This is a genomic window from Arthrobacter sp. KBS0702 (assembly GCF_005937985.2).
In the GTDB taxonomy this organism is placed as follows: domain Bacteria; phylum Actinomycetota; class Actinomycetes; order Actinomycetales; family Micrococcaceae; genus Arthrobacter.
In genome coordinates this window covers 2,548,227-2,570,457 of record NZ_CP042172.1, presented here as the reverse complement: position 1 = coordinate 2,570,457, position 22,231 = coordinate 2,548,227, and the positions used below count along the sequence as shown (strand labels likewise).

Sequence of the window (22,231 nt, the reverse complement as noted above, 5' to 3'; positions counted from 1 at the left end):
CAGCCGGGAACGTCAGAGCAGGGGGAGCGGATGACCGTGGAGGCAGCGGAGGTGCAGGCCGCCATTGAGGCGGTGTCCGCACTGGAGGCAGCACGGATCACCGCCACCCTGATCCGCATCACTGGAGACTGGAGCCTGGCCGAAGACTGTGTCCAGGACGCTTTCGCGCGCGCCCTCGTCGACTGGCTCGAACGGGGGATCCCCGGAAACCCCGCCGCCTGGCTCACCACCGTTGCCAAAAACAGGGCCATTGACTGCCTGCGGAGTGCGGCCAGCGAGCAGAAGGCGGTGCGGGAACTCTCGATTCTGGCCCGGCTCGAGGGGCTGGCGGACGACGAAGCCGGCGATCCGGCCGAGGGTGACGACCGGCTGCGCCTGATCTACACCTGCTGCCATCCAGCCCTTCCGCTCGAGGCGCGGGTGGCCCTGACCTTGCGCACCGTGGCCGGCCTGACGACCGCCGAGATCGCGCGCGCGTTCCTCGTCTCGGAGGCGACCATGTCCAAACGGCTGGTCCGCGCCCGAGCCAAAATACGCGATGCCGGGATCCCTTACCGCGTCCCGCCGCCGGAGCTGGTCTCGGAACGTACGGCCGGGATCCTTGCCGTCCTCTACCTGATGTTCAACGAAGGATATTCGGCCGGCGGCGGCGACTCCCTGGTGCGGGAGCCGCTTGCCCGGGAAGCGATCCGACTCAACCGGCTGCTGATCGCCTTGCTTGACGGGTCCCCGCATCAGCCGGAGGCCATGGGTCTGCTGGCGCTGATGCTGTTCCACCATGGCCGCCGACATGCCCGGACCGACGCTGCGGGGGATCTGGTCACGCTGGAGGACCAGGACCGCGAGCTCTGGGACCGGGAGGCTACCGCGGAGGCGGTGGCGCTGCTGACGGCTGCGGACCGGATAGGCATCGTATGCGGGTCCCGGCCGGGCAGTTACCGGATCCAGGCCGCCATCGCCGGGTGCCACATGACCGCCCGCGAGTTCGGCAGCACCGATTTTTCCAGGCTGGCCCTGCTCTACGACCGCCTCGCCCGGCTGGCGCCGTCACCGGTGGTGGAACTCAACCGCGCCGTGGCCGTCGCCATGTCCCGGGGGCCGGACGCGGGGCTGGCCCTCATCGACGAGCTGGAACGGACCCGGTCGCTGGAAGGGTATTACCTCCTGCCTGCGGCGAAAGCGGACCTTCTGCGGCGCCTGGGCCGGATGCCGGAGGCCGGCCGCGAATACCGGCGGGCCCGGGAACTGGCACCGTCTGAGGCCGAGCGACGCTACCTCAGCAAACGTTTGGCGGAGACCCGCCGAGAGGAACCCGGAGTACTGTGACCAGCATGGAAATGCGCCTGGAAGTCGTACAAGTACCGGTCGCCGACGTCGATGCGGCGAAATTGTTCTATACGGAGAAGCTGGGCTTCGCGCTGGATCACGACGTGGAATACATTCCGGGAATGCGGGTCGTGCAACTCACGCCGCCCGGTTCCGCCACCTCGATAGTTGTGGGTACGGGCATGACCACGATGGTCCCCGGGAGCCTTGAGGGGCTGCAGTTGGTGGTCCCTGACATGGCGGCCACGCGCGCGGAACTGCTGCGACGCGGAGCCGAGATCAGTGCGGTCCAGGACATGGGCGGGATTGCCTTCGCCTACTTCAGCGACCCGGACGGGAACCGCTGGGTCATCCAGGAGTCCACCGCACCGGCGGAAACCGCTTAAAGCGGAGACCGCTTAAAGCAGTGTGGCCGCCCACCCTAGGGGGAGCGGCCACACCGTTGAGGACTTTTGCGTTCCCGTTAGAGCCGCAGGATCGCAGACATCCGCTCGGTGTCCAGCCGGGTCCGGGACCGGCCGAGGTAGATCACGGCGCCGACTGCCGCGGCCGTGCCCAGCAGCAGCGGCAGGACCCACGGGATCCAGGTCAGGCCCGGCAGGTAGCCGAAGCCGGCCGCCACAAAAATGATCCAGCTCAGCATCGCTACACCGACGGCAATTCCCGCGGGCACGCTGATGCCGTACTTGGCGTGCCGCTTGTCATTGGCCCAGACCACGAACCCCGCGGCCACGGCCACCATGGCGACCACAATCAGGGACAGCATTCAGACTCCTTTGGGAACTGCGGATTGGACGGGGCGGATCCGGTTGGCCGCGCCTACAGCGCGCCGAAACCGACCCGGCGGACTTCCTCGGCGCCGATTTCGACATAGCCCAGGACGTTGGCCGGGATGATGACCTGGCGGCCCTTCTCATCGGTCAGGCGGAGTTCGGTGCCCTTGGAAATGGCCTCGCCCACAAGCTTCGCCACCGCGTCGGCGTCCTGGTTCGATTCCAGGGCAATTTCGCGGCCGATGTTCTGAATGCCGATCTTTACTTCCACAGCAAGGCCTCCCAGCCAATCAAAGTGTTCACACGTGTGTTCTCTATTTGTAGTCTAGGACTCTTTGGGGAAGCGGGAGATTCCGCGCCAAGCTAAACGGTAGATCAGGTCGCTGGCCACATCGAGGTCCAGGTTGCCGTCGGTTTCCAGCCAGTACCGGGCGCTGACCTGCGCCATTCCGGCCAGCCCGCGGCCCAGCAGCTGGGCTTCCAGCAGCGGCAGCTTGGTGTCCTCGGCGATAACTTTCGCGATCGCATCGGCGAACGTCTTGTTGAAGGTTTCCAGCCGGGCGCTCACATCGACGTCGTTGACCAGATCCGATTCAAAGACTAGCCGGTGGGCCTGGTCGTCGCTGGCGATGAAGTGGTAGTAAGCCCGCATGACGGCCTGGACGCGCTCGTCGTTGTCCGTGGTCGAATTCAGGGCACCCAGCATGAGCTCGGTCAGTGCCGAGAGGTGCCTGTCCAGCAGCGCCAGGTAAAGGTCCCGCTTCGACGGAAAGTGCTGGTACAGCACCGGCTTGCTCACATGCGCCGTCTCGGCGATTTCATCCATGGCCGCACCGTGGTAGCCGTTGGCCACGAAGACCTCCTGCGCGGCAGCGAGCAACTGCGCGCGCCGTTCGTCGCGCGGGAGCCGCGCCGACCGCTGAGTCCCGCCGCGCGTCTGGCCGGCCGTTGACTTTCCGGTATGTCCCCGCTCAACCGGTGTCTGGTGAACCACTGTTGGCCTACTTTCCCTCGCTGTTAGCTCCACTTTACGCGGGGGTAATATGACCTGGCGGCAACTTCGGGCATAGATTGAAGTATGGCTTCCAAGTTGACCGCACACGGCACCACCGCATCACCGGCACCGGCGCCCGGACCGCTGGTTGAACCGGCGGACGGACTCACCCCCGACGAGGTGGAGCGCTACTCCCGCCACCTGATCATTCCCGAGATCGGGGCACTCGGGCAGCGCCGCCTGAAGAACGCCAAGGTCCTGGTGATCGGCGCCGGCGGCCTCGGCTCGCCCGCCCTGCTCTACCTGGCCGCCGCCGGGGTGGGGACGCTCGGCATCATCGACGACGACGACGTGGACCTGAGCAACCTCCAGCGCCAGGTGATCCACGGCGTGGCCGACGTCGGCCGGCCCAAGACCGAGTCCGCACGCGACGCCATCGCCGCGCTGAATCCCCTGGTGGAGGTCCGGCTGCACAACGTCCGCCTTGACGCCGCTAACGCCCTGGACCTCTTCGCAGGCTACGACCTGATCATCGACGGCGCCGACAACTTCGCCACCCGTTACCTCGTCAACGATGCGGCCGCGATCCTAGGCAAGCCCTATGTATGGGGCTCAATCTTCCGGTTCGACGGGCAGGTCAGCGTCTTCTGGGAACAGCACGGCCCGACGTACCGGGACCTGTATCCGGAGGCGCCCCCCGCGGGGTCGGTCCCCTCGTGCGGGGAGGGCGGCGTGTTCGGCATGCTGTGCGCGGCAGTCGGGTCCCTCATGGTGACCGAGGCGGTCAAGCTCATCACCGGCGTCGGGCGTTCCCTGCTGGGGCGCGTGGCGCTGTTCGACGCCCTCGGAGGCACCTGGCGCGAGATCAAGGTCTCCCGGGACCCCGAGGCGCCCCGCATCACCGAACTCACCGACTACGAGGCCTTCTGCGGGATCACACCCGCCGCCGACGCCGGCACCGAACATACCGTCACCGCCACCCAGCTCGCCACCATGCTGGCGTCGCGGAAGGCCGGATTGAAGGACTTCCAGCTCGTGGACGTCCGCGAGAGCGGCGAATTCGAGATCGTCAACATCGAAGGCGCCCGACTCATCCCGCAGGGCCGGATTCTGGCCGGCGATGCGTGGGCCGAGCTGCCGCAGGATACCGACATCGTCTTCCACTGCAAGGGCGGCACCCGTTCCGCCGCCGTCCTGGCCGCTGCCCGTGCGGCCGGCTACGAACGGGTCAGCCACCTCGAAGGTGGCATCCTCGCCTGGGTCCGCGACGTCGAACCCGGCAAACCGGTCTACTGAGAGGCACTGCGATGAGCAAAGACACCGGCCTGACCCCGCAGCACAAGATCGGCTCGGGTTTTGGCCCGCGTTCGACGGCGGCGGAGGTGGTCGCGGGGCTGGACCTGGCCGGGAAGACCGCCGTTGTGACCGGCGGCTACTCCGGGCTGGGCCTGGAGACGGTGCGGGCCCTGGCCTCGGCCGGAGCCCGGGTGATGGTCCCGGCGCGGCGGCCGGAGCACGCGCGCCAGGTCCTGGACGCGGCCGGACTCGACGGCGTCAGCGTCGCCGGGCTGGACCTCGCCGAGCTGTCCGGCGTCCGGGAGTTCGCGGCCGGTTTCCTCGCCTCGGAGTTCCTTGGCGAGGCCGGCAGCCTGGACATCCTGATCAACAACGCCGCCATCATGGCCAGCCCGGAACGCCGCGTCGGCCCGGGCTGGGAATCCCAATTTGCCACCAACCACCTGGGCCACTTCGCGCTGACCAACCTGCTGTGGCCCGCGCTGGCGGCGGGGGAGGGCGCCCGCGTGGTGGCTCTGTCTTCCACCGGCCACAAGCTGTCGCCGATCCGTTTCGACGACATCAATTTCGACTCTGGCTATGACAAATGGAAGGCGTACGGGCAGGCGAAGACGGCGAACGCGCTGTTCGCCGTGCAGTTGGACGCGCTCGGGAAGGATTCGGGTGTCCGGGCCTTTGCCGTACACCCGGGCGGCATCATGACTGAACTGCAGCGCCACCTGCCCCGGGAGGAAATGATCGCCTCGGGCTGGATGGACGCGGACGGCAAACTCAACGAGCGGTTCAAGACGCCGGCCCAGGGCGCCGCGACGTCGGTCTGGGCGGCGACCTCGCCGCTGCTGGCGGGCAAGGGAGGGGTCTATTGCGAGGACTGCGACATTGCTGAGCCCACCGTGCCGGGGACGCCGGAGGCGCGGATCAGGGGAGTGGATGCCCACGCCGTGGACCGGACGGACGCCGCGCGCCTCTGGCAACTGTCCGCCGAGTTGACGGGCATCAACGCCTTCGCCGCGGAGTAAGACTGGGCCGTCGAGGCCTAGGCTGTTTCCCGTCCGCCCTCGACGGGGGTGGTCGCGCTGTGGTCGACCGGGCACTCGGCGGCCGAGCTGCGGGCCGCCGGCTGTTCGACCGTGATGCCGTAGACGGCTTCAAGGCCGGCCACGTAGTTGTCCTGCTGGCCGTTCGCGGCGAGTTCGCGGGCGCGGACGGTGGGTATGTGCAGCAGCTGCTTGACCATCCGGCGCAGCGCGAATTCGACTTCCTCCGCCGCGGCGGTGCAGCCGTGGCGGGCGCGAACCTTTTCCATCTCGGCGTCGAGCACGTCCATGGTGTGCCGACGCAGGGCCACGATCGCCGAATCGACCGAGCGCGCCTCGCGTTCCTGCTCGAAGGCAGTGGCGGCGCCGTCGACGATGCCGCTGGCCTGGTTCAGGGACTCCGCCTGCTCCTGCGGGGCAGCCAGCCGGACCGACTCCAGCGTGAGCAGCTCAACGCCGTCGAGCTCGGCGACGGCGGGGTCGAAATCGTGGGTCAGGGCCAGATCGATCGCGATCAACGGCTGCGGCGACGAGGAGCGGATCCTGGCCAGTTCGGCGGCTTCGACGCGGTTGTCGGAGCCACTGCAGCCAATCATCACATCGGCGGCCGCGACGGCGCCCGGCAGCGAAGCGCTGTCCAGGGCGGTGCCGCCGCGGGTGGCGACGAAACCGGCGGCGCGGCCAGAGGAGGAGAACACCGAGACGTCGGTGCAGCCGCGTTCGCGCAGCAGCGACATGGTGGCGCCGGCGTAGGCGCCGGTACCGAAGACAACGGCCTTCTTGCTGGACCAGTCCGGATTCTCGGACAGGTCGGTCGCGAGGTCCAGGGCGACGGAGACGATGGAAAGCCCGCGCGAGCCGAGCGCCGTCTGCGCGCCGACGTCCTTGGCGGTCTTGGAAGCGGCCTGGAACAGCCGCACGAGACCGGAGCTGGCGGTGCCTTCGTGCTGCGCCGTGATCAGGGCGCGCCGGACCTGGCCGGCGATTTCGCGTTCCCCGACGACGGCGGAATCCAGTCCGGAACTGACCGCGAACAGGTGGCGGCTGACGTCGGGGCCGGTGCGGGTATTAAAAGCGCGGGAGACGAGTTGCTCGTTGAGGCCGCTGGCGCCGCTGATCTGGGAAACGAGCGCGGCGCGGGCCGCTTCGACATCGTCCGGGTGCGGGGCTTCGCCGTAAATCTCGAAGCGGTTGCAGGTGGCAAGGACGACGGCACCCGCCACGGCCGGCGATCCGGCGAGGGCGGATGTGGCAAGCCCCGAAGCGCCGGTGCTCAGTTGAGCAACGGTCTCGAGGTCGATGTCGGCGTGTGTAGCCACCAATGAGAAAAGAACCACAGCAGGACAATCATAGCTTTTTCGCGTCCTTGTAGAACAACTACCGGGCGTGGGACTGCCCACCCCGGGGTGTGATTCGCGCCACGACGGGGCTGGCAGCGCCGCGGCTGACAGGTTGTCGTTATCTTTTGAGGCCGATTTTCGGCACAATCAAAGGCATGACTCCTAGCGCTGCGGCATCGAACGGCACGGCAATGAACGGCACTGCAACCGACGGCACGGCACCCGACGGCTCGGCACGCAACCGCCTCGACGCCGGCCACCCCTTGATGGACGGCCGCACTGCCAACTCACCGCTGATCACCGCCTACCGCGGCGGTAAGCCCTCACGGCGCCCCGTCTGGTTCATGCGCCAGGCCGGCCGCTCGCTGCCGGAATACCTCAAGGTGCGCGAAGGCGTTGCCATGCTGGACTCCTGCCTGCGCCCCGAACTGGCCTCCGAGATCACCCTCCAGCCCGTGCGCAGGCACGACGTCGACGCCGCGATCTTCTTCTCCGATATCGTCATCCCGCTCAAGCTGGCCGGCGTCGGCGTTGACATTGTCCCCGGCGTGGGACCCGTGCTGGACAAGCCGGTGCGCACCGCGGCCGACGTCGCCGCCCTCCCGCAGCTGACCTGGGAAGCCCTGGAACCGATCCGCGAAGCCGTCCGGCTGACCGTGGCTGAACTGGGCAGCACGCCGCTGATCGGTTTCGCCGGTGCACCGTTCACGCTCGCGGCCTACATGGTGGAAGGCAAGCCCTCCCGCGACCACCTCGGCCCGCGCACCATGATGCACGCGGATCCGGAGACCTGGACGGCGCTGGCGAACTGGGCAGCGGACGCGTCCGGCATGTTCCTCCGCGCGCAGCTGGAAGCCGGTGCCTCCGCCGCGCAGCTCTTCGATTCCTGGGCGGGTTCGCTGGGGCTGGCCGACTACGAACGCTTCGTGGCCCCGGCGTCGGCCCGCGCCCTGGACCACGTCCGGCACCTCGGGGCACCGCTGATCCACTTCGGTACCGGCACCTCCGAATTGCTCGTGGCAATGCGCGACGTCGGCGTGGACGTCGTCGGCGTCGACTACCGGCTGCCGCTGGACGAGGCCAACCGCCGGCTCGGCGGGACCGTTCCGCTTCAGGGCAACATCGACCCGGCGCTGCTCTCCGCACCGTGGGAAATCCTCGAAGCCCACGTCCGGGACGTCATTAAGGCCGGCTCCGCGGCCCCCGGGCACGTCCTGAACCTGGGCCACGGTGTGCCACCCGAAACTGACGCGGCCGTCCTGACCCGCGTGGTCGAACTGATCCACTCGATCGCCCCGGAGTAAGCCCCGCGATGGCCACCGGTACTGACGCCGCCGCCGATTCCACTGCTTCCACCGCCGCCGCGCCGACCGCCGTGGTGGTGGGCGGCGGCATCTCCGGCCTGCTGGCCGCCCGGCAACTGGCCCGGGCAGGCGTCCGGACCACGGTGCTGGAAGCCTCCGGGGACTGGGGCGGCTGCGTGGGCAGCCACGTGGTGGCAGGCCTGACCCTGGACAGCGGAGCCGAATCCTTCGCCACCCGCTCCGCGGCGGTGGCCCGGCTGGCCGAAGAACTGGGCCTCGGCGCGCAGATCGTCCTGCCCAACCCCGGCGGCGCCTGGGTCCAGCTGCCCGAAGGCCCCCGGGAACTGCCAAAGACCGGGGTGCTCGGCATCCCGGCCAACCCCTGGGACCCGGAAGTCCGGCGCTCCCTGGGCCTGGTTGGCTCCCTCCGCGCCTCCGTGGACGCGCTGCTTCCGGCATCAGTCGGCACCACGGCCGAGGCCACCAGCGTGGCCGCCCTGGTCCGGGTCCGGATGGGCAGGCGCGTGCTGGACCGGCTCGTCTCGCCCGTGGTCGGCGGCGTGCACTCGGCCGACCCGGCCTTACTCGACGTCGATATGGTGGCGCCCGGCCTGCGCGCCGGCATCCGCAGCCACGGCTCGCTGGCCGCAGCCGTGGCCGCGCAGCGCCGTGCGTCGCCCGCCCGCCCGGACGCCCTGCAGCCCGGGCTGCAGAAGGCGGGCTCCGCCGTCGCCGGCCTTCGCGGCGGCATGCACACCCTGATCACGGCCCTCCTCGCGGAGCTGCGCCGGCTGGACGCCACCCTGCTCAGCGGGACCCGAGCCGAAGCGGTGCAGCGCGTCCCGGGCGGCTGGCGCGTCACCGCCGGAGGCGACTCTTTCGACGCCGAACGGCTGGTGGTGGCGGTGGAGGGCCCGGCCGCCGTCCAGCTCCTCTCCGGCACGTTGCCCGCCCTGGCCGCCCTCCGCCCCGAGGCCGGCCCCGATGTGAGGCTGGTGACCCTCGTGCTGGACCGACCGGACCTGGACGCGGCGCCGCGCGGCACCGGCGTCCTCGTGGCCCCGCAAAGCGCCGGCATCCGGGCCAAGGCGCTGACCCACGCCACCGCCAAATGGGCCTGGCTGGCCGAACGCACGGCACCCGGGCGGCATGTCCTGCGCCTCTCCTACGGGCGGGGCGACACCGCCCCTAACGGCGGCGCGGCCCACCCCGAACCGCGGAGCGACGAGGAACTGTTCGCCGCCGCACTCCAGGATGCCTCCACGCTGCTCGCCGTCCCGCTGTCCGCGGCCGACGTCGCGGGCTGGGACGTGGTGCGCTGGTCCGGCGCGCTGCCCTTCGCCGCGCTCGGCCACAAGCGCCGCGTCGACCAGGTCCGGCAGCTTTGCGCGGCGGAGGGCGGCCTAGCCGTCGTCGGCGGCTGGCTGGCCGGAAACGGGCTCGCCGCCATTGTTGCCGACACCCCCAGGCACGTGGCTGCCCTGCTCCCTTAACTGGGGCGCCGGCGGGCCGGACTCCGGCCCCGCGAGGTGCCCGGTAGCCGGAACGGGGCCCGTTCGGCAAATTTTCCCCGCCGGCGTTCAGCGGCTAGGCTCGATGACCATGGTTATGCACAGGTCCGAAGTTCCAGAAACGCCGGCCGGTCACCATGGGGGACTTCGACGCGGCACGGCAGTGGCGGCGCTCGGAGCGGTACTGGCTCTCACCGCAGGGGTTCCTGCCACCCAGGCTGCGACGCCGACGCCCAGCCCGGACGCGCCGACAGCCTCAATTTCCGTAGGCATCGACGGCGTGATCGGCGGCCTGCTGGGGTCCACGTCTCCGTCCCCGTCCCCGTCCCCGACGCCGACATCCGGCAGCGCCGCCCCCACCGGCAGCACGCCTCCGTCGACGTCCACCGCGCCGGCCCCGTCGGAGACACCGGAGCAGCGGGCTTCAGCCTCGCCCGTGGCACCCGGGACCTTGGCCCCGCAGCCGGTCCCGGCGGCACCGCAGCCGGTTTCCGGCCAGGCGTCCGGCAGCCAGCAGGCGCCGGCGCCGGTCCAGGCGCCCGCCGCTGAGACCCCCGCCGCCGAGGCCGCCCCTGACGCGACGGCGGGCACGCCGTCGGCCACGCCGAGCGGCACGCCCCAGTCCGCCACGACGATGTCCGCCGCCAAGGCTGCCTCGCCGGCCCCGACCGCGACCTCCGGCGACAGGATGCAGGCCGCTTCCGCCGTCGAGCCCTCCGGGCCCTCAGCCCTGGTGGGATGGGGGATCTGCCTGGTCGCCGTGTCCCTCGGCGCCGGCGCCGTGGCCTTGCGGATGCGCCGGATCTGAGCCTGCGGCCGCCCCGTCCCCGCCCCGCCTTGTGAAATTGAGCACTTCTACGCCTTGTAGAAGTGATCTATTTCGACTTACCTCGGGGGAGGGGGCAGACTGGTATCCATGAGCCACACTTCTGCCGAATCTGTCACTAAAACCGGAGCAGCAGCCGAGGAATCCACCGAGCAGTTCTTCACGCTCTGGACGGTCTTCAAGCGCTCCGCCGACGTCCTGCGCAGCGGCGACGCCGCCGAGGACTTCGAAGCCCTCCTTGGGCGGCTGGCCGGGGACGGCGTTGTCCACCGCGGCAGCTACGACGTCTCCGCGATGCGGGCGGACGCTGACATCATGATCTGGCTGCACGGCCCCAAGGCCGAGGCGCTGCAGCGGGCGGTGCGCGACATCCGCCGCAGCAAGCTCTTCACCGGCACCGAGATCGCGTGGTCCGCCATGGGCGTGCACCGCGAAGCAGAATTCGCCAAGAACCACACCCCGGCCTTCTCGCGCGGCGTGGAACCGGCGGAGTGGCTGTGTGTCTACCCGTTTGTCCGCTCCTACGAGTGGTACCTGCTGCCGGACGCCGAGCGCGGCGCGATGCTCCGCGACCACGGCCTGCTGGGCCGCGACTTCCCGCAGGTCATCTCCAACACCGTGTCTTCCTTCGCCCTCGGCGATTGGGAATGGATCCTGGGCCTCGAAGCCCCGGAGCTTGTTGACCTCGTTGACCTGATGCGCCACCTGCGCGCCACCGAGGCCCGCCACCACGTCCGGGAAGAGGTCCCCTTCTACACCGGCCGCCGTGTCAGCCCCGTCGAAATTGCCGAGGTCCTCGCATGAGCCCGCTCGAAGCGCAGGACCCCCAGGAGAACCCGATCACCGCCGTGAACCCCGTCACCGAGGCCGGCCGGATGGCCGCCAAGGACTACGACGCCGTGCTGCTCGCCTCCTTCGGCGGCCCGGAAGGCCAGGAAGACGTCATCCCGTTCCTGCGCAACGTCACCCGCGGCCGCGGCATCCCCGACGAACGGCTCGAAGAAGTCTCGCACCACTACCGCGCCAACGGCGGCATCAGCCCGATCAACGCCCAGAACCGCGAACTCAAGGCCGCCATGGAGACCGAACTCGCCGCCCGCGGCATCGGCCTGCCGGTCTTCTGGGGCAACCGCAACTGGGACCCATACATCCCGCAGACCCTGCAGGAAATCTACGACGCCGGGCACCGCAAGGTCCTGATGATCACCACCAGTGCCTACTCCTGCTACTCCAGCTGCCGGCAGTACCGCGAGGACATCGGCATGGCGCTGACCGAAACCGGGCTGGACGGCAAACTCGAAGTGGACAAGGTGCGCCAGTACTTCGACCACCCGGGCTTCGTGGAGCCGTTCGTCGAGGGCACCGCCGCCGGCCTCGCCGACGTCCGCGCCCAGCTGGCTGCCGCCGGAACCCCGGACGCCCCGGTCCACATCCTGTTCGCGACCCACTCCATTCCCACCCGCGACGCCGAGGCCGCCGGCCGCTCCGACGCCGAGCCGCGCCAGTTCGAGGAGGACTCCGCCTACGTGGCCCAGCACCTGGCCACCGGCAGCGAGGTCATCCGCCGGGTCGAAGCCGAATCCGGCGACACCGCGCCCTGGTCACTCGTGTACCAGTCCCGCTCCGGTGCCCCGCACGTGCCGTGGCTGGAACCCGACATCAACGATGCCATCGAGGAGCTCGCCGGCCAGGGCGTCAAGGGCGTCGTGATTGTGCCCCTGGGCTTTGTCAGCGACCACATGGAAGTCGTGTGGGACCTCGACACCGAGGCGCTGGAAACCTGCGGCACGCTGGGCGTCGCGGCCACCCGCGTCCCCACGCCCGGGACGCACCGCAAGTTTGTCGCCGGCATCGTGGACCTGATCTGCGAGCGGACCGCCGCCAACAACATCGTCGACCGCCCGCACCTGACCAAACTCGGCCCCTGGTACGACGTCTGCCGGCCCGGCTGCTGTGCCAACTTCCGCGGCGAGAAGCCCACCATCGCGGGCGCGGACACCACCGTCGGGACCGGGCACAGCCCCTACCCGGCAGCCGCCGAACCGGCGACCCCGGCCGGCTCCTCCGCTCCGGCTGGCCAGGCTGCGCCGTGACCGTTCGGATCGGCACCCGGGCCAGCAAACTCGCCCTCACCCAGACCCAGCAGACCGCTGACCAGCTGGCCGCCGTCGGGGGATTCCCGGTCGAACTCGTGCACATCCGGACCGACGGCGATGTCCTGACCGGCTCGCTGTCACAGATGGGCGGCACCGGCGTGTTCGTGGCCGCGCTGCGTGACGCGCTGCTGCAGGACGCCTGCGACGTCGCCGTTCATTCGCTCAAGGACCTGCCCACCGGTGCCGCGTTGGGCCTGACGCTCGCGGCGACGCCGAAGCGCGTCGACGTCCGGGACGTGCTCTGCGCCCGCGACGGGCTCCGGCTCGCCGAGCTGCCAGCCGGCGCCACCGTGGGAACGGGATCCCCGCGGCGGGCCGCGCAGCTGCGGGCCGCCCGCCCCGACCTGGACATCCGTGACATCCGCGGCAACGTCGACACCCGGCTGGGCCGGGTGCCCGGCCTGCCGGGCAACAGCACCGACGCCGTCGTCGAGGGCAAGTCCTGCGACCTCGACGCCGTTGTGCTCGCGGCCGCCGGGCTGCACCGCATCGGACGGCTCGACGCCGTCAGCGAGTACCTCGAAACCGAGGTGATGCTTCCCGCCGCCGGGCAAGGTTCCCTCGCGATCGAGTGCCGCACCGCTGATGCTCCCCGCAAGGCCGGGTCCACCGAAGGGTCCCAGGGCGTCCTCGCCCAGGCCCTCGCGGCCCTGGACGATCCGGACACCCGGCTGGCTGTCACGGCCGAACGGGCGCTCCTGGCCCGGCTGGAAGCCGGCTGCGCCGCGCCGGTGGGCGCCTACGCGCACCGCAAGGGCAGCATGCTGCACCTCGAAGCCGTGGTCTGCGCCGTGGACGGCACAGCGACGGTCCGCGACAAGAAGGCCACCGACAGGCTCACGGAAGTCGGCGCCACCCTGCTGGGAATCGAACTGGCCGAGGCGCTGCTGGCCGCCGGCGCCGCCGACATCGCCGACCTGGCCGCTTCCTGAGCCGAACGGATTCTTCTCTGATGGGACGCCGCAGCGCCAACATCCGGCCGGACGGGAACGCCGGGCCCAGGGTGCTCGAAGGTGCCCGGGTCCTGGTCACGCGAAGCCCGGACCGGGCCGGCGAGCTGGTGTCCGCCCTGCGCGGGACCGGCGCCGAGCCGCTGTTGCTGCCCCTCATCGACTTTGAGCACGCCTCCGACCAGCACTCCCTCGACGTCGCCTTCGACGCGCTCGGGGCAGGCGCCTACTCCTGGCTCGTGGTCAGCAGCGTCACCACGGTCCAGGTCCTTGAGGCTAAGGCGGCCGAACGCGGTGCCGCGCTCAGCGCCTGGCTGCCCGGCAGCCTGCAGGTCGCCGCCGTCGGACCCGCCACCCGCCGCGTCCTCGAAGCACTCGACATCGCCGTGGACCTCGCCCCGGCCGGGCAGAAGTCCGCGGCGGGGCTGCTGGACATCTGGCCGCGGAGCCGGGCCAGCGTGCTGCTGCCCCAAGCCGATATCGCCGACCCGCGGCTCCGCCGGGGACTAGAGGCGCGCGGCGCCTCGGTCCAGGCCGTTACCGCATACCGGACCGTCGACTACCCGGCGGACCCGCGCCGCGGCCTGTCCCGGCCCGCCGGGCCCCGGCAGCAGGAGCACGACGCTCCCGTCCTCACCCCGGCCGAGGCGAAAGCCGGTCTCGACGCCGGCACCCTGCACGCCGTTGTCGCCGCCTCACCGAGCGCCGTCCGCCGCGTCCACTCCGAACTTTCGCCGCTGGGGGAGTGCCGCCTCGTCGCGATCGGACGGTCTACGGCGGCCGAAGCCCGGTCCCTCGGACTCCCGGTCGACGCCGTCGCCGAAGAACCCACCGTCTCCGGCCTCGTCGCCGCCGTCATCGCAGCCCTGGACCCAGGACAACCGACCCCACACCCCGTCCACCCGCAGACCGTGAAGGACCAGACATGAGCTTCCCGACCCACCGCCCCCGCCGGCTCCGCACCACGCCCGCGATGCGCCGGTTGACGGCCGAACACCGCCTCTCCGCCGCAGAACTCATCCTCCCCGCGTTCATCCGCGAAGGACTCTCGGAGCCGAACCCGATCGCCTCGATGCCCGGCGTGCAGCAACACACCACCGACTCGCTCAAACGCGCCGCCGCTGAGGCCGTCCAGCTGGGCGTGGGCGGCATCATGCTGTTCGGTGTTCCCGCCGAACGGGACGCACGCGGCACCGCGTCATTGGATCCCGACGGCGTGCTGAACAAGGCCATCCGGGACGTGAAAGCGGAGGTCGGCGACGAGCTGGTCATCATGAGCGACGTCTGCCTCGACGAGTTCACCGACCACGGCCACTGCGGCGTCCTGGACGCCCACGGCTGCGTGGACAACGACGCGACCCTCGAGATCTACGGACAGATGGCCGTGGCCCAGGCCGAGGCCGGCGCACATGTGCTCGGCCCCTCCGGCATGATGGACGGGCAGGTCGCCGTGATCCGCCGGGCGCTGGAGCAGGCGGGACACGCCAATACCGCCGTCGTGGCCTACGCCGCCAAGTACGCGTCAGCGTTCTACGGCCCGTTCCGCGAGGCCGTCGACTCCCAGCTGACCGGGGACCGACGCACCTACCAGATGGACGCCGCCAACCGCCGTGAAGCGATCCTCGAGGTGGAACTGGACCTCGAGGAGGGCGCAGACATGGTGATGGTCAAACCCGCCATGAGCTACCTCGACATCCTCGCCGACGTGGCCGCGATGAGCCCCGTACCGGTGGCCGCCTACCAGATTTCCGGCGAGTACTCGATGATCGAAGCCGCCGCCGCGAACGGCTGGATCGACCGCCGGGCCGCCATTACCGAGTCCGTGCTCGGCATCAAACGGGCCGGCGCCAACATGGTCCTCACCTACTGGGCGAGCGAACTCGCCGGCTGGCTGAAGGAGTCCTGATGAGCGGCCCGAAACTGCCCGACCCGGCGTCCGGGGCCAGCCCCACGGCCCCCGTGGGCCCGGAAACGATCCTGCTCGGACTGAACACCTTCGGCGACGTCGGCGTGTTCCCGGACGGGCACCCCGTCCCGCACGCGCAGGTGCTCCGGCAACTGCTCGAACAGGCCGAACTCGCGGACCAGGTCGGACTGCACGCCTTTGGCGTGGGGGAGCACCACCGCCGCGACTTCGCGGTCTCCGCGCCCGAGGTGTTCCTCGCCGCGGCGGCCGCCCGGACCAAGCGCATCCGGCTCGGCTCGGCCGTGACCGTGCTCAGCTCCGATGACCCGATCCGGGTCTTCCAGCGTTTCGCCACGGTCGACGCCCTCTCCAACGGCCGGGCCGAGGTCATGCTGGGCCGCGGCTCGTTCGTAGAATCCTTCCCGCTGTTCGGACTCGACCTGGCCGACTACGAGGTCCTGTTCGAGGAGAAGCTCGAGCTCTTCGACAAGGTCCGCGCGCAGAAACCCATCAAATGGGAGGGCCGGACCCGGCCGGCCATCAACGGACTCAGCGTCTACCCGCCGCTGGAGCACCACCTGCTGCCGGCCTGGATCGGCGTCGGCGGCACGCCCGAGTCGGTGCTGCGCTGCGCCGAATACGGCTATCCGATCATCTTTGCCATCATCGGCGGCCAGCCCCGCTCCTTCGGCCCGCTGGCGGACCTCTACCGTGAGGCCATGGCCAAGTACGGCCACCCGATGCAGCAGATGGCCACACATTCGCCCGGGCACGTCGGCGCCACCGACGAGGAAGCGCGGGAGGAGTTCTTCCCGCATTGGCTGGCCCAGCGCAACCAGATCGGCGCCGAACGCGGCTGGGGCCCGGGCAACCGCGCCGAATTCGACTACCTGTGCACCCCCGAGGGCGCGCTCTACGTCGGTTCGCCGGAGACGGTCGCCACCAAGATCGCCCTGCTCAAGCGGACCCTGGGCGTGGACCGCTTCGACCTCAAGTACAGCAACGGCACGCTCCCGCATGCCGCCATGATGCGCTCCATCGAGCTGTTCGGCACCGAGGTGGCACCGCGCGTGGCCACCCTGCTGGCAGACGCGGGGCCCATCCGCGACCAGCCGTTGTGAGAACGACCCGCGAGAACCACTGAAAGAATAGGAACCATGACTTCCAGCCACCCTCGCAACGAGGAACTTTTCGACCGCGCCCGCCGACTGATGCCCGGCGGCGTCAACTCGCCGGTCCGGGCCTTTGGCTCGGTGGGCGGCACACCGCGCTTTATGGTGTCGGCCAAGGGCCCGTACCTGACCGATGCGGACGGGGCCGAGTACGTCGACCTGGTGTGCTCGTGGGGCCCGGCGCTGCTGGGACATGCCCACCCGGCGGTCCTCTCGGCCGTCCACGCCGCCGTCGACCGCGGGCTCTCCTTCGGCGCGTCGACCCCGGATGAGGCCAACCTCGCGGCAATCGTCCAGGAACGCGTCCCGGCCGCCGAGCGTGTCCGGATGGTCTCCACCGGCACCGAGGCCACCATGACCGCCATCCGGCTGGCCCGCGGCTTCACCGGACGCAATCTGGTGATCAAATTCGCCGGCTGCTACCACGGCCACCTCGACGGCCTCCTCGCCGCGGCCGGCTCCGGCCTCGCGACCCTCGCGCTGCCCGGCTCGGCCGGCGTCACCGCCGCCACGGCCGCCGAGACCCTCGTGCTGCCCTACAACGACCTGGCCGCCGTCGAAGCCGCCTTCGCCAAGCACGGCGACAGCATCGCCGCAGTCATCACCGAGGCCGCACCGGCCAACATGGGCGTCGTCACCCCGGGCGAGGGCTTCAACGCCGGCCTGGCCCGGATCACGCGCGAGCACGGGGCCCTGCTGATCCTGGACGAGGTCCTCACCGGCTTCCGCACCGGCTACTCGGGCTACTGGGGCCTCACCGGCGGGGCGGCCGACGCCGCCGAGCCCTGGGCTCCGGACCTGCTCACCTTCGGCAAGGTGATCGGCGGGGGAATGCCGACGGCGGCCCTCGGCGGCCGCGCCGACGTCATGGACTACCTCGCCCCGGTGGGCCCGGTCTACCAGGCCGGGACCCTCTCCGGGAACCCGGTGGCGATGGCCGCCGGCGTCGCGACCCTGACCCATGCCACGGCCGAGGTCTACTCGTTCGTCGACGCCCGCTCGCTGGAACTCTCCGCCGCCCTGTCCTCGGCCCTGGACGCCGCCGGCGTGGACCACTCCATCCAGCGTGCCGGGAACCTGTTCTCCGTGGCCTTCGGCACCGCGGCCCGCGGCGTCCACAACTACGACGACGCCCAGGCCCAGGAGGTCTTCCGCTACGCGCCGTTCTTCCACTCGATGCTGGACTCCGGGGTGTACCTGCCGCCGTCGGTGTTCGAGGCCTGGTTCCTCTCCGCCGCCCACGACGACGCCGCGATGAACCGGATCTTCGACGCCCTGCCGGCAGCGGCGAAGGCCGCGGCGGCCGCGACGGCCTAGCCGCCCGGCGGCGCATCCGTCGTCGTCGCCGTTAAATACTTTCGGCACCCGCCGTGGCGGATGCCGAAAGTATTTTATGCAGGGCCTATTTAATCCAGGCCTAGAAGGCCGGGGTTACGTCGCCGTTGGGCCATTCCTTCGCGATGAAGGCCTTGACCTCGGGGGAGTGCAGCAGCTCCTCGAGCTTCTTGATCCGGATGTCGTCCTTGGAATCTTCACGCCAGGCCAGGAAGTTGGCGTACGGGTTGTTGTCCACCGACTCCACGGCCAGGGCGTTCTTGGTGCTCAGCCCGGCCTTGAGGATGAAGTTGCCGTTGATCAAGGCCAGATCCACGGACGGGTCCTTCAGGTCGTTGATCAGCAGTTCCGGCTGGTTCTCGGAGAACTTCAGCTTCTTGGGGTTCTGCGCGTCGCTGAGCGTCAGCACCGAGGTGTCGTCCTTGATGTCCTTGACCAGGCCGGCGACCTGGAGGACCTTGAGGGCGCGGACCTGGTTGGACGGGTCGTTCGTGATAGCGACCTTGGCTCCGTCCTTGATGTCCTTGATGTTCTTGACCTTCTCGGAGAAAGCGGCGTAGGGCTCGATGTGCACGCCTGCGCCGTGACCGAACTTGTAGCCCTTGGTCTTGACCTGGTCTTCGAACCACGGCAGGTGCTGGTAGAAGTTGGCGTCCAGGGAGCCGTCGCTCAGCGCGGTGTTCGGCGTCTGGTAATCCTCGATCTCCTTGATTTCCAGCTTGAGGCCGGCCTTGGGGGCGAGCTCCTGGTTGATGAATTCGAGGATCTTGGCGTGCGGGACCGGGCTGGCGCCGACCTTGAGCGTAACGGGCTTGGCCGGGTCCAGGGCCGTGACCTGGGCGCTGGGGGTGGACGAACCACCGCAAGCCGTCAGCGCCAGGGCAGTGACAATGCCGGTGGCCAGGAGGGTGAGTGACTTACGCATTCGATGCGTTCCTTTCGAAAGAGGCGGACAGCACGACGGCGGGGGCCGTGGGCCGCGCAGATGCAGAGGGCGGCTACCCGCTGCAAGACGGGGGTGGTGGATTCGGTCAGCGGTGGTCGAGGCTGCGGAAAATCCGCTCGCCCACGAGTTGGATGACCTGGACGAGGACGACGATCAGGACGATGGTGACGATCATGACCGTGACGTCGAAGCGCTGGAAGCCGTAGTTGTAGGCCAGCTTGCCGAGGCCGCCGCCGCCGACAAGGCCGGCCATCGCGGAGTAGCCGACGAGGGTCACCACCGTGGTAGTGGCGGCCGCAACGAGGGCTGGCAGGGATTCTCGCAGCATCACCTTGCTGATGACCTGCATGGTGGTGGACCCCATCACCTGGGCGGCGTCGATCTTGCCGTGGTGGACATCGCGCAGGCAGGATTCCACCAGCCGGGCGAAGAAGGGGATCGTGCCGATGGACAATGAAACCGACGCGGCGATCGGGCCGAGGCTGGTTCCGGTGAGGGCCCGGGCCAGCGGGATGAGGGCCACCATCAGGATCGCGAACGGGATGGAGCGGGTGATGTTGACGATCACATCGCTGAGGATCCGGTTGGTGACGGGCATCGGGCGCAGTCCGCCCGGGGCCGTGACGTGCAGGAAAACGCCCAGCGGCAGGCCGATGAGTACGGTGAAGAACGCGGAGATGCCGACCATCTGCAGGGTTTCCACGATCGCGTCGGGCAGGGCCTTGGCCAGGACGGGGTTGCCGAAAATGTCGTTCATTAGTTCGCTCCTTCTTCCGCCGGGGCAGCATCGGCGGCCACACGCTTGGCGCTGATGCCACGGTCGTGCAGGTAGCGCAGGACGGCGTCGACGTCGGCGCCTTCGTCGAGCTGCACGCGGAGGTGGCCGAACTGCTGGCCGCCCAGCGTCTCAACACTGCCGGCGAGGACGTTGAAGTCCATGTTGAAGTGCCGTGCGACGCCGGTCAGCACGGGTTCCTTGGCGCTGTCGCCGGAGAAGAGGATCTCCAGCACCGGTCCGCGCTGCAGCGCCCCGTGCAGCGGCTCCGAGGGCGGCAGCGGCAGCAGGGCGCGGGCCAGCTTGCTGTCCAGCTCGCCGGCCACGTCCTGCAGGGCGCCGTGTTCGATGATGCGGCCCCGGGACAGCAGCGAGACGGAATCGCAGACGCGCTTCACGACGTTCATCTCGTGGGTGATGATCAGCACGGTCAGCTGCAGCCGCCGGGTCAGGTCCCGGATCAGGTCCAGGATCTCTTCGGTGGTGGCGGGGTCCAGGGCCGAGGTGGGCTCGTCGCAGAGCAGCACCTCGGGGTCCGAGGCGAGGGCGCGGGCGATGCCGACGCGCTGGCGCTGGCCGCCGGAGAGCTGGGACGGGTACGCGTTCTCGAAGCCCTCGAGTCCCACCAGCCTGAGCAGCTCGGCCACCCGCGTCCGGATCTTGTCCTTCGGGGTCTTGACGAGTTCCAGCGGGTGCGCCACGTTGCCGGCCGCGGTCCGGGAGTCCATCAGGTTCGCATGCTGGAAGACCATGCCGATGCGCCGCCGCGCAGCACGGATCTCCGAGTCCCGCACGGAACTCAGCTCGGTGCCGTCGATGCTGACGGACCCGGAGGTAGGGCGGTCCAGCAGGGTCAGACAGCGCACCAGCGTGGACTTGCCGGCGCCGGAGTGGCCGATGATGCCGTGGATCGAGCCCTTCGGTACGGCGAGCGTGACGCCGTCGAGCGCCACCACTTCCTTCTTGCCCTGCCGGTAGACCTTGCGAAGGTCGGTAACTGTGATCATTTATCCCTTGGCGGTTGGGTCTGGGCGCGACATAACACACGCCCTCTTCTGAACTAAATTATGTCAGCGGCGCCAAAGGGCATCCACTTACGCATCACGTTCGTCACAAAGGGAAATAGGGTGCAGATAATTCGGTCTTGAGGTCCGGCGGGCGGGATTGGGGCCGGGTGCGGTTCCGGCGGCGGAATCCCGCGCGGCAGTACCGGCCGGCGGGCCAGGTCGGAGCTCCTGTGATCTCCGTCCCAGCGGGTTGCCCGGCCCGCGGGCGAAGGCTAGAAGTCGCCCCGGCTGGCGTCCTCGGGCGGCAGCACCGGCCAGTCACCCTCGATCACGGCGGCCGGCTTGGTCTTGCGCAGGTAGCTCTGGAAGTCGGCGGCCTGCGCGGAGGCCCACTCAACCTGGAGCTGATGGAGGTGGCTGGCCGGCATCCGCAGCTTGGGGAATTTGCCGGCCATCGCGTCGAGCACCCGCAGCGTCGCCAGCGCATCCGCCGCGGAGGTGTGAGCGTTGTCGAGGCCGACGCCGTACTCCTCGCAAAGTGCTGTCAGCGTGCGCTTGCCCTTGCGGTACCGGTCCACCTGCTTGTTCATGATGTACGGGTCAAGGACGGGAAAGCGGCTCAGCTGGGGGACGCCGTAGCGGGCCGATTCGGCGGCCAGTACGGTGAAGTCGTAGCTGGCGTTGAAGGCAATCACCGGCACGCCGGTGTCGAACAGCTCCTGCAGGACCGCCGCCAGCTCCCGGGTCACCTCGGCGGCAGGCCGGCCCTCGCGGCGGGCCCGCTCGGTGGTGACGCCGTGGATGTCGCTGGCCTCGGTGGGGATTTCCACCCCGGGGTCGGCCAGCCATTCGTGCTCCCTGATGACCGAGCCGTCGGCGTCCACCACGGTCACCGACGCCGTGACGATCCTCGCGGCGCGGGAGTTCCGGCCGGTCGTCTCAAGGTCGAAGGCTGCGCGGGGAAGGGTGTGCCAGGTGCTCATGCTTCAACGCTACCTGCTGCCGCCGACAGTTTTGCGATGCCCCGCAGAGCCCGGGGACAACCGGCAATACCCGGCAACATCCGGCAACGCCCGGCGCGGCCCGCGACGCCCGGCGGCGGACGGCAACGGTAACCTTGGTCCATGCGGACGGAGTATGTGGAGGCAGTGCTGGAGCTCGCGGGGATGGTGCCGGCGGGTACCGCCGTCGCCTACGGCGACGTTGCCGAACTCCTCGGCGCGGGCGGCCCGCGCCAGGTCGGTTCGGTCATGAGCCACCACGGCAGCGCCGTGCCCTGGTGGCGGATCCTCAAGGCCAACGGGGACGCTCCGCCCGGCCATGAGCGCGAGGCCCTGGCCCTCTACCTGGCCGAAGGGACACCGCTGCACGGCAGCTTTGTGGAGTACCAGCGCACCGGAGAGGGCCGCTGGCGCGTCGACCTGGCGGCTGCCCGCTGGGCGCCGACCGAGGAGGAGTTCGACCAGATCGACGCCATTGCCGAGCGCCTGGAGCGGGAGCTGCACACGTTGTCAGTCCCCACTGATGAAATGTCCGTGTGAGAAGCCCCAGCCAAACCGCTCCCAGCCAGGCCCGCC

The 22,231-nt window shown here is 69.8% G+C and carries 23 protein-coding genes; 15 read left to right on the top strand and 8 right to left on the bottom strand.

Going from position 1 to position 22,231, the window contains the following annotated elements; genetic code table 11:
• Positions 1–30: 30 nt before the first annotated feature.
• Positions 31–1,326, top strand: coding sequence for an RNA polymerase sigma factor (locus FFF93_RS11760; RefSeq protein ID WP_138768752.1), 1,296 nt, complete (start codon positions 31–33; stop codon positions 1,324–1,326).
• 5 nt (positions 1,327–1,331) lie between these two features.
• On the top strand, positions 1,332–1,712 hold the full coding sequence (locus tag FFF93_RS11755; RefSeq protein ID WP_138770401.1) for a VOC family protein: 381 nt from the start codon (positions 1,332–1,334) through the stop codon (positions 1,710–1,712).
• Between the two features lie 77 nt (positions 1,713–1,789).
• Here the strand turns inward: FFF93_RS11755 and FFF93_RS11750 are convergent, their stop codons facing one another.
• The 3 genes from FFF93_RS11750 to FFF93_RS11740 are packed head-to-tail and all read right to left on the bottom strand — an operon-like array spanning position 1,790 to position 3,093.
• Positions 1,790–2,092 (bottom strand): hypothetical protein, encoded by a 303-nt coding sequence (locus tag FFF93_RS11750; RefSeq protein ID WP_138768753.1) that lies wholly within the window; start codon positions 2,090–2,092, stop codon positions 1,790–1,792.
• A 53-nt stretch (positions 2,093–2,145) separates the two neighbouring features.
• Complete coding sequence (locus FFF93_RS11745) at positions 2,146–2,370, bottom strand: DUF3107 domain-containing protein (RefSeq protein WP_138768754.1); 225 nt, start codon at positions 2,368–2,370, stop codon at positions 2,146–2,148.
• A 54-nt stretch (positions 2,371–2,424) separates the two neighbouring features.
• Positions 2,425–3,093 carry a TetR/AcrR family transcriptional regulator gene (locus FFF93_RS11740; RefSeq protein ID WP_395858386.1) on the bottom strand — a complete coding sequence of 223 codons (669 nt, stop codon included), beginning with the start codon at positions 3,091–3,093 and terminating at the stop codon, positions 2,425–2,427.
• A gap of 84 nt (positions 3,094–3,177) precedes the next feature.
• Here FFF93_RS11740 and moeB point away from each other — a divergent pair, with 84 nt between their 5' ends.
• The gene (gene moeB, locus FFF93_RS11735) at positions 3,178–4,389 is read left to right on the top strand and encodes a molybdopterin-synthase adenylyltransferase MoeB (protein ID WP_138768755.1); all 1,212 of its coding nucleotides are present in this window, start codon (positions 3,178–3,180) and stop codon (positions 4,387–4,389) included.
• Positions 4,390–4,400: 11 nt separating this feature from the next.
• Positions 4,401–5,408, top strand: coding sequence for an SDR family NAD(P)-dependent oxidoreductase (locus FFF93_RS11730; protein ID WP_138768756.1), 1,008 nt, complete (start codon positions 4,401–4,403; stop codon positions 5,406–5,408).
• A 17-nt stretch (positions 5,409–5,425) separates the two neighbouring features.
• Here the strand turns inward: FFF93_RS11730 and FFF93_RS11725 are convergent, their stop codons facing one another.
• Entirely contained in the window at positions 5,426–6,763 is a 1,338-nt protein-coding gene (locus tag FFF93_RS11725) for a glutamyl-tRNA reductase (protein ID WP_138768757.1), read from the bottom strand.
• A gap of 158 nt (positions 6,764–6,921) precedes the next feature.
• Between FFF93_RS11725 and hemE the strand changes: the two genes are divergently transcribed.
• The 10 genes from hemE to hemL all read left to right on the top strand — a co-directional run bounded on the left by hemE (position 6,922) and on the right by hemL (position 17,908).
• Positions 6,922–8,070, top strand: coding sequence for a uroporphyrinogen decarboxylase (gene hemE / locus FFF93_RS11720; RefSeq protein ID WP_138768758.1), 1,149 nt, complete (start codon positions 6,922–6,924; stop codon positions 8,068–8,070).
• 8 nt (positions 8,071–8,078) lie between these two features.
• On the top strand, positions 8,079–9,563 hold the full coding sequence (hemG, locus tag FFF93_RS11715) for a protoporphyrinogen oxidase (protein ID WP_138768759.1): 1,485 nt from the start codon (positions 8,079–8,081) through the stop codon (positions 9,561–9,563).
• Positions 9,564–9,744: 181 nt separating this feature from the next.
• Entirely contained in the window at positions 9,745–10,389 is a 645-nt protein-coding gene (locus tag FFF93_RS11710; protein WP_138768760.1) for a hypothetical protein, read from the top strand.
• A 108-nt stretch (positions 10,390–10,497) separates the two neighbouring features.
• The gene (hemQ, locus tag FFF93_RS11705) at positions 10,498–11,211 is read left to right on the top strand and encodes a hydrogen peroxide-dependent heme synthase (protein WP_138768761.1); all 714 of its coding nucleotides are present in this window, start codon (positions 10,498–10,500) and stop codon (positions 11,209–11,211) included.
• Positions 11,208–12,500 (top strand): ferrochelatase, encoded by a 1,293-nt coding sequence (locus tag FFF93_RS11700; RefSeq protein ID WP_138768762.1) that lies wholly within the window; start codon positions 11,208–11,210, stop codon positions 12,498–12,500. Before hemQ ends, FFF93_RS11700 begins: the two co-directional genes overlap by 4 nt.
• Complete coding sequence (gene hemC, locus FFF93_RS11695; RefSeq protein WP_138768763.1) at positions 12,497–13,495, top strand: hydroxymethylbilane synthase; 999 nt, start codon at positions 12,497–12,499, stop codon at positions 13,493–13,495. Before FFF93_RS11700 ends, hemC begins: the two co-directional genes overlap by 4 nt.
• A gap of 20 nt (positions 13,496–13,515) precedes the next feature.
• Entirely contained in the window at positions 13,516–14,442 is a 927-nt protein-coding gene (locus FFF93_RS11690; RefSeq protein ID WP_138768764.1) for a uroporphyrinogen-III synthase, read from the top strand.
• Positions 14,439–15,419, top strand: coding sequence for a porphobilinogen synthase (hemB, locus tag FFF93_RS11685; RefSeq protein WP_138768765.1), 981 nt, complete (start codon positions 14,439–14,441; stop codon positions 15,417–15,419). Before FFF93_RS11690 ends, hemB begins: the two co-directional genes overlap by 4 nt.
• Entirely contained in the window at positions 15,419–16,540 is a 1,122-nt protein-coding gene (locus FFF93_RS11680) for an LLM class flavin-dependent oxidoreductase (RefSeq protein ID WP_138768766.1), read from the top strand. The genes hemB and FFF93_RS11680 overlap by 1 nt, the downstream gene beginning before the upstream one ends.
• 36 nt (positions 16,541–16,576) lie before the next feature.
• Complete coding sequence (hemL, locus tag FFF93_RS11675) at positions 16,577–17,908, top strand: glutamate-1-semialdehyde 2,1-aminomutase (RefSeq protein WP_138768767.1); 1,332 nt, start codon at positions 16,577–16,579, stop codon at positions 17,906–17,908.
• Positions 17,909–18,008: 100 nt separating this feature from the next.
• Here the strand turns inward: hemL and FFF93_RS11670 are convergent, their stop codons facing one another.
• The 4 genes from FFF93_RS11670 to FFF93_RS11655 form a co-directional block, all read right to left on the bottom strand.
• Entirely contained in the window at positions 18,009–18,851 is an 843-nt protein-coding gene (locus tag FFF93_RS11670) for a MetQ/NlpA family ABC transporter substrate-binding protein (protein WP_138768768.1), read from the bottom strand.
• A gap of 106 nt (positions 18,852–18,957) precedes the next feature.
• A complete protein-coding gene (locus FFF93_RS11665; RefSeq protein ID WP_138768769.1) occupies positions 18,958–19,629 on the bottom strand; it encodes a methionine ABC transporter permease in 672 nt (223 codons plus the stop codon).
• Positions 19,629–20,654, bottom strand: a complete 1,026-nt coding sequence (locus FFF93_RS11660; protein ID WP_138768770.1) for a methionine ABC transporter ATP-binding protein — start codon at positions 20,652–20,654, stop codon at positions 19,629–19,631. Before FFF93_RS11660 ends, FFF93_RS11665 begins: the two co-directional genes overlap by 1 nt.
• Before the next feature lie 272 nt (positions 20,655–20,926).
• Entirely contained in the window at positions 20,927–21,637 is a 711-nt protein-coding gene (locus tag FFF93_RS11655; protein ID WP_138768771.1) for a 3'-5' exonuclease, read from the bottom strand.
• A 141-nt stretch (positions 21,638–21,778) separates the two neighbouring features.
• Between FFF93_RS11655 and FFF93_RS11650 the strand changes: the two genes are divergently transcribed.
• Positions 21,779–22,195, top strand: a complete 417-nt coding sequence (locus tag FFF93_RS11650; protein WP_138768772.1) for an MGMT family protein — start codon at positions 21,779–21,781, stop codon at positions 22,193–22,195.
• Positions 22,196–22,231: the final 36 nt, after the last annotated feature.

Coding starts and splice junctions, on each gene's coding strand:
- FFF93_RS11680 (WP_138768766.1), top strand. CDS start 15,419: ATGAGCGGCCCGAAACTGCCCGACCCGGCGTCCGGGGCCAGCCCCACG.
- FFF93_RS11700 (WP_138768762.1), top strand. CDS start 11,208: ATGAGCCCGCTCGAAGCGCAGGACCCCCAGGAGAACCCGATCACCGCC.
- FFF93_RS11650 (WP_138768772.1), top strand. CDS start 21,779: ATGCGGACGGAGTATGTGGAGGCAGTGCTGGAGCTCGCGGGGATGGTG.
- FFF93_RS11690 (WP_138768764.1), top strand. CDS start 13,516: ATGGGACGCCGCAGCGCCAACATCCGGCCGGACGGGAACGCCGGGCCC.
- hemL (WP_138768767.1), top strand. CDS start 16,577: ATGACTTCCAGCCACCCTCGCAACGAGGAACTTTTCGACCGCGCCCGC.
- hemQ (WP_138768761.1), top strand. CDS start 10,498: ATGAGCCACACTTCTGCCGAATCTGTCACTAAAACCGGAGCAGCAGCC.
- FFF93_RS11760 (WP_138768752.1), top strand. CDS start 31: ATGACCGTGGAGGCAGCGGAGGTGCAGGCCGCCATTGAGGCGGTGTCC.
- FFF93_RS11665 (WP_138768769.1), bottom strand. CDS start 19,629: ATGAACGACATTTTCGGCAACCCCGTCCTGGCCAAGGCCCTGCCCGAC.
- hemG (WP_138768759.1), top strand. CDS start 8,079: ATGGCCACCGGTACTGACGCCGCCGCCGATTCCACTGCTTCCACCGCC.
- FFF93_RS11655 (WP_138768771.1), bottom strand. CDS start 21,637: ATGAGCACCTGGCACACCCTTCCCCGCGCAGCCTTCGACCTTGAGACG.
- hemB (WP_138768765.1), top strand. CDS start 14,439: ATGAGCTTCCCGACCCACCGCCCCCGCCGGCTCCGCACCACGCCCGCG.
- FFF93_RS11730 (WP_138768756.1), top strand. CDS start 4,401: ATGAGCAAAGACACCGGCCTGACCCCGCAGCACAAGATCGGCTCGGGT.
- hemE (WP_138768758.1), top strand. CDS start 6,922: ATGACTCCTAGCGCTGCGGCATCGAACGGCACGGCAATGAACGGCACT.
- FFF93_RS11670 (WP_138768768.1), bottom strand. CDS start 18,851: ATGCGTAAGTCACTCACCCTCCTGGCCACCGGCATTGTCACTGCCCTG.
- FFF93_RS11755 (WP_138770401.1), top strand. CDS start 1,332: ATGGAAATGCGCCTGGAAGTCGTACAAGTACCGGTCGCCGACGTCGAT.
- FFF93_RS11750 (WP_138768753.1), bottom strand. CDS start 2,092: ATGCTGTCCCTGATTGTGGTCGCCATGGTGGCCGTGGCCGCGGGGTTC.
- moeB (WP_138768755.1), top strand. CDS start 3,178: ATGGCTTCCAAGTTGACCGCACACGGCACCACCGCATCACCGGCACCG.
- FFF93_RS11660 (WP_138768770.1), bottom strand. CDS start 20,654: ATGATCACAGTTACCGACCTTCGCAAGGTCTACCGGCAGGGCAAGAAG.